Genomic DNA, 5,157 nt, shown 5'->3' with positions numbered 1-5,157 from the left:
GTATTAATGCCGGGTCCAGTTGAAATCCAGACTTGCCGCGCGTGATCCTCTCAATATCTTTCTGAACGCCAAGTACTCTCGCTTTCAGCTCCAGGAGTTCGGGATAAATGGCGATGGCCAAGCTGCGCGCTTGGAGTCGACGGTCCGCCGCCAATGCTCTCACTTCTAGTCTTTTTTCGTTCCACGGCACGATGATTGCGATGCCGATCGCAATCATTGCTCCCACGAACTGAGCCCAGGCCGCCAGTCCTTCATGTTTGTCCAGCCACGGCCAAATAGGCCAGTTGCCAATCCAATCGAACAGCCGAAGCAAGAGTGTAACGAGCCACATCGTTCTCTCCACCACCTATGGTCAGACAGCGGCAGGTTCACTAAATCGCGAACCTCGAATCTTGCGCCGGCACGAGCCGTTGTCAGCCAAGGAAGCTGGCTACTTAATTCATCTAGAGAATCGAGAGAACGCCTTACGTCGGCAAAGGCACGTCTACGGGGACGCCGTATTACCGCTTCAACAACTCCGCCGCCGTTTCGTCGAGTGCCCGCCCTGCCAGTGTCACCAGCTCGTCGATCTGCGCCTTGGTGATGGTGAGCGGCGGCGACAGCACCATGGTCTCGAAGCTCGCGCGCATGATGAGGCCGTTGGCGAGGCAGCGCTCGCGGCAGACGGTACCGGCATGGCCCAAGGGATCGAAGCGCCGGCGGGTCTTCTTGTCGGCGACGAGCTCGATGCCGCCGAGCAGGCCCATCGTGCGTACCTCGCCCACGATCGGGTTCTGCTCCAGCGTCTTGAGGCGCTGCGCGAAATAGGGGCCGGTCTCCTTGGCGACCTTGCCCACCAGATTCTCGCGCTCGATGATCTCGATGTTCTTGAGCGCCACGGCGGCCGCCACCGGATGGCCCGAATAGGTGAAGCCGTGGAGCCAGTAGCCGGCCTCGAGCAGCGGCTTGGCGACACGGTCGCTGACCGCCACCGCCGAGATCGGCTGATAGCCCGAGGAAAGGCCCTTCGCCATGGTGACGATGTCGGGCGTGAATCCCAGGGTCTCGAAGCCGAACCAGCTGCCGGTGCGCCCGAAGCCGCAAATGACCTCGTCGGCCACCAGCAGCACGTCATGCTTGCGGCAGATCTTCTCGACCGCGGGCCAATAGCTCTTGGGCGGGACGATCACGCCGCCCGCCCCCTGGACCGGCTCGCCGATCACGGCCGCGACATTCTCCGCGCCCAGCTCCAGGATCTTCGCCTCGATCGCCTGCGCGCAGGCGATGCCGAAGGCTTCGGGATCACGGTCGCCGCTCTCGGCATACCAGTAGGGCGCGCCGACATGATGGAAGCCCGGCAAGGGCAGGTCGGCCTGCTCATGCATCGTGCCCCAATTGCCGAGGCTCGCCGACGCCATGGTCGAGCCGTGATAGGCGAAGCGGCGCGAAATGAAGGCTTTCTTCTTGGGTTTGCCCTCGAGATTCCAGAAATGGCGCACGAGCCGCACCACCGTGTCGTTCGCCTCGGAGCCGGAATTGGCGAACAGGATGTGGTTGAGGCCATGGCCGAGGAGTTCGACCAGCTTGGCCGCGAGCTCGACCGTGGGCGGCGTGGTGCCGCCGAAGAAGCTCGAATAATAGGGGAACTCGCGCATCTGGCGCGCGGCCGCCTCGACCAGCTCCTCGCGGCCATAGCCGACATTGACGCACCAGAGCCCCGCCATGCCGTCGAGATAGCGCTTGTTCTCGACGTCATAGATGTAGATGCCGTCGGCATGGGCGAAGAGCCGCCCGCCGCCCTCGGCCACCACCTGGGTGGCGTTGGAGAAGGGGTGGATATGATGCGCGGCATCGAGGCGGCGCAACCGGGCGGCATCGTAATTGGCGCGAATGGCGGTCATGGAAACTCCTCGAGGCAGGGGGCGCGCACGGACCGGCACAATCGTCGATCGACGCGATGCAAGGCTGTGGGCAAGGTCTCGGGGCCGGAGAGGCAAACCCCGATCAGGGGCGTAGATTATGCGAAAGCCAGGGTCGCGGGGGAAGGGCCTGCTAGGATAAACCTGGGCCCCCAAACGAGCCTCCACGGCCTAAGTGGCGCCATTTCTCGAACAGAGCGACAACCTCAGCATCCGATGCGAATTCGCCTGCATCGGCCTCTGCGAGACCGCGCTTGATCTCCTCGATCTTCAAGAGATCTCGCCGCAAGTCAGGTACGGTCCGGGTTGGCTCGGGGCGGGTCTTCAACCACAGATAACCTCCAATGCCATCAAGAGGCTGCAGGTTGGCTTCGTTCGAGATAATTCACCCGCCCCTGGCCGCCTTCTGCAGCTTCTCGTCCACCTCGACGCGCCAGCCATTGACCAGGCGGTTGGTTTCGTTGGCCATGCCGACCACGGCCATCAGCTCGGCCAGCATCGCATCATTGGCCCCGGCTTTGCGGGCGCCGGCCATGTGGCTGACGATGCAATATTCGCAATTGTTGGTGACGCTGACGGCGAGATAGAGCAGCTCCTTGGTGCGCGCATCGAGGGCGCCCGGCGCCATCACTTCCTTGACGCTCTCCCAGGTGCGTTTCAGCGTCTTGGGGTCGTTGGCGATGGCCTTCCAGAAATTATTGATCCAGTCGACATTGCGCGTCTTCATGATGTCGTCATAGACCGCGCGGACCTCGGGCCCGGCTTCCGCATATTCGATCAATTTCACCAGCGCCATGGGATCTCTCCAGGGTGATTGCCAAGCTTGGTTCGATGCTGGCACGATCCCCGCGCGTCGGCCAGGGGGCAAAGCCGCGCGCAAGGAGCAGAGATGACCGTGATCAAGGCGCGACCGTTCGATTATCCCTATGACGGCAAGCTCAAGCCGGCGGCGACCGCCTTGCTGGTGATCGATCTGCAGGTCGATTTCCTCTCGGAGCAAGGTTATTTCGCGCGGCAGGGTTACGACGCCTCGGCCTTGCGCGCGATCATCCCGGCGGTGCGCGACCTGATCGCGGCCGCCCGGCGCGCCGGCTGCCCCATCGTCTATACCCGCCAGGGCTACCGCGCCGATCTCGCCGACCGCACGCCCTATGAGCAATGGCGCCACAAGCATGCGGGCCTGCCGGTGGGCGAGCCCAGCCCGACCGGACGGTTGCTGGTTCGCGGCGAGCCCGGCTTCCAGATCATTCCCGAGCTCACGCCGGCACCCGAAGACATCATCATCGACAAGACCGCGAACGGCGCCTTCTGCGCCACCGATCTCGACCATGTGCTGCGCGCGCGGGGCATCACCCATCTGCTCTTCACCGGCTGCACCACCGATGTCTGCGTGCATACGACGCTGCGCGAGGCGAACGACCGGAACTATCAATGCCTGCTGGTGGAGGATGGCTGCGCCAGCGGCGACGCCTACGCGCATGAGGCCGCCGTCTATATGACCACGATCGAAGGCGGTCTCTTCGGCGTCGTCGCCAAGGCCCAGGATGTGATCAAGGGCCTCGCGACGCTCGCATAGCCGGATCCTCGTCTAGCGTGCCGTCTCGCGCATATGCATCGCCACCAGCGCGGCCATGCTGGGCGCAGTCCCATCCGGCTTGACCTCCTCGGGCGGCGGCTTGGTGGCGCCGGTGCCGGTCTTGCCGGCGCGCCGGTCGATCCAGAAGCTGGTGAGCCCCATCTTCTTCGCCGGCACATGGTCGTGGAACAGGCTCTGCGCCGTGTGCAGCACCTTCTGCTTCGGGATGCCCATGGCGGCGAGCTTCGCCAGCGCCACCTCGAAATGCGCGAGCGCCGGCTTGTAGGAACCGACATCCTGCGCCGTCACCACCAGATCGAAGCTCTGCCCCAGCTTGCGCGCGCTGTGCGCGAAGGAGGCGCGATCGACGTTCGACAGGATCGCCAGCTTGTAATGCTGCTTGAGGTAGGCGAGCGCGTCGGCGCTGTCGGGAAAGGCCGGCCAGTCCTTGACCGACTGTCCGAAGGCTGCGGCCTCGGTTTGTGTCGCCCCATGACCGCTGCGCCTGCCCATCTCCAGGAGCGTCGCCGTCAGCAGGTCGGAATAGAGCAGGGTCGGGCGCTCGGCCTCGATCTTGGATTCGACCTCGCTGAAGAGCGTCAGCAGCGCCTCGTCGCCAAGCGTGACACCCGCACGTTTGCGCCAGGGCGCGAGGGCCGCGAGGATGCCGCTCTCCCAATCGATCAGCGTGCCGTAGCAGTCGAAGGTCAGGACGTCGAAATCGACGAGTCGCATGGAGCGTCTCCCTGAGGTCGGCTCTCGAGCCCGGAACGGATCCTGGCGAAGCGGGATGATGGGCGCGCCCGCGCCTGCCGGTCTTGACCGCGACTCCGCTCTCTTTGACCGGGACTCAGGTCCGGCGGTTGCGGCGCTGGCCTTGGCGGTAGCGCGCGGGTGTAATGCCGCGCCGGCGCTTGAGCGCGCGCGTCAACGCGCTCTGATCGCCATAGCCCGAGGCCGCGGCCGCCGCGGCGATCGAGATATCGCTTTCGCCCAGGAGCTTCATCGCGTGATCGAGCCGGATTTCCGCCAGATGCTGCATCGGCGTGCGCCCCAGGTCGCGCTGGAACAGGGCATGGAGATGACCGGCGCTGGTATGGGCGGCGGTCGCGATCTCCGCCATGGTGAGCGCGCGCGACTTGCCGACTTCCATGAAGGCGAGCGCCCGGTCGAGCCGTCGTACGACCATGAAGGAGCGCCGCTCGAGCCCGGCGCCCAGGCGCCCCAGCAGCAGGCGTCCCCACTCCTCCCGCTCACTCGCTTCGATGCTGTTTTCCGCGCAGGCGTTTTCGAGGAAGCGCAGCAGCGGCAGCAGACGCTGATCCAGGCGCAGGAAGGGGTCGCGGTCGCAGGCCGACATCAGGCGTTGCGTCGCGTCGCTCTCTTTGGAGCCGGCCTGCCAGTCGATCACCAGGAAGCGGTTGGCGCCGCTGGCGCGGAAGCTGTGCGGACGGCCCGGCGCCACCGCCACCATCGAGGTCGCCTCGGCGCGGCCAAGCCGGCCCGAGACCTCCATCTCGAGCGCTCCCGCCAGCGCCAGCACGATCTGATGATGATCATGGCTGTGGGTGAGGGCGGTATCGCGGTAGGAGCGCAGGGAAAGATCGGTGACGCGCATGGGACGGTCCGGCCGGGTCGGGAACGGGGAAGGGCCCATGCTGCCATGACGGCGGTCCGCCGTCA

6 protein-coding genes are annotated in these 5,157 nt (G+C 65.2%); 1 reads left to right on the top strand and 5 read right to left on the bottom strand.

Features of this window, described 5'->3' with window-relative positions:
- From ACREE8_RS00835 to ACREE8_RS00825, 3 genes are all read right to left on the bottom strand, one after another.
- A partial coding sequence (locus ACREE8_RS00835) for a hypothetical protein (protein ID WP_431571077.1) occupies positions 1 to 331 on the bottom strand: 331 nt, incomplete at its 3' end.
- Between the two features lie 169 nt (positions 332 to 500).
- A complete protein-coding gene (locus ACREE8_RS00830) occupies positions 501 to 1,880 on the bottom strand; it encodes an aspartate aminotransferase family protein (RefSeq protein ID WP_431571076.1) in 1,380 nt (459 codons plus the stop codon).
- A gap of 403 nt (positions 1,881 to 2,283) precedes the next feature.
- Positions 2,284 to 2,694, bottom strand: coding sequence for a carboxymuconolactone decarboxylase family protein (locus tag ACREE8_RS00825; RefSeq protein WP_431571075.1), 411 nt, complete (start codon positions 2,692 to 2,694; stop codon positions 2,284 to 2,286).
- 93 nt (positions 2,695 to 2,787) lie between these two features.
- Here ACREE8_RS00825 and ACREE8_RS00820 point away from each other — a divergent pair, with 93 nt between their 5' ends.
- Positions 2,788 to 3,474, top strand: coding sequence for a cysteine hydrolase family protein (locus ACREE8_RS00820; RefSeq protein ID WP_431571074.1), 687 nt, complete (start codon positions 2,788 to 2,790; stop codon positions 3,472 to 3,474).
- 12 nt (positions 3,475 to 3,486) lie between these two features.
- On the opposite strand, the gene ACREE8_RS00815 is transcribed toward ACREE8_RS00820, so the two are convergent.
- Both ACREE8_RS00815 and ACREE8_RS00810 read right to left on the bottom strand, forming a co-directional pair.
- Positions 3,487 to 4,209, bottom strand: a complete 723-nt coding sequence (locus ACREE8_RS00815) for an HAD-IA family hydrolase (RefSeq protein WP_431571073.1) — start codon at positions 4,207 to 4,209, stop codon at positions 3,487 to 3,489.
- A gap of 115 nt (positions 4,210 to 4,324) precedes the next feature.
- The coding region (locus ACREE8_RS00810) for a helix-turn-helix domain-containing protein (RefSeq protein ID WP_431571072.1) at positions 4,325 to 5,157 on the bottom strand (833 nt) is incomplete at its 5' end.

It is taken from the genome of Hypericibacter sp. (assembly GCF_050729195.1).
In the GTDB taxonomy this organism is placed as follows: domain Bacteria; phylum Pseudomonadota; class Alphaproteobacteria; order Dongiales; family Dongiaceae; genus Hypericibacter.
The sequence above is the reverse complement of the archived record's forward strand: the minus strand, read 5'-3'. Positions and strand labels throughout refer to the sequence as shown.

Excerpts from the sequence above, each read along its gene's own strand:
- ACREE8_RS00830 (WP_431571076.1), bottom strand. The coding sequence starts at position 1,880 with ATGACCGCCATTCGCGCCAATTACGATGCCGCCCGGTTGCGCCGCCTC.
- ACREE8_RS00825 (WP_431571075.1), bottom strand. The coding sequence starts at position 2,694 with ATGGCGCTGGTGAAATTGATCGAATATGCGGAAGCCGGGCCCGAGGTC.
- ACREE8_RS00820 (WP_431571074.1), top strand. The coding sequence starts at position 2,788 with ATGACCGTGATCAAGGCGCGACCGTTCGATTATCCCTATGACGGCAAG.
- ACREE8_RS00815 (WP_431571073.1), bottom strand. The coding sequence starts at position 4,209 with ATGCGACTCGTCGATTTCGACGTCCTGACCTTCGACTGCTACGGCACG.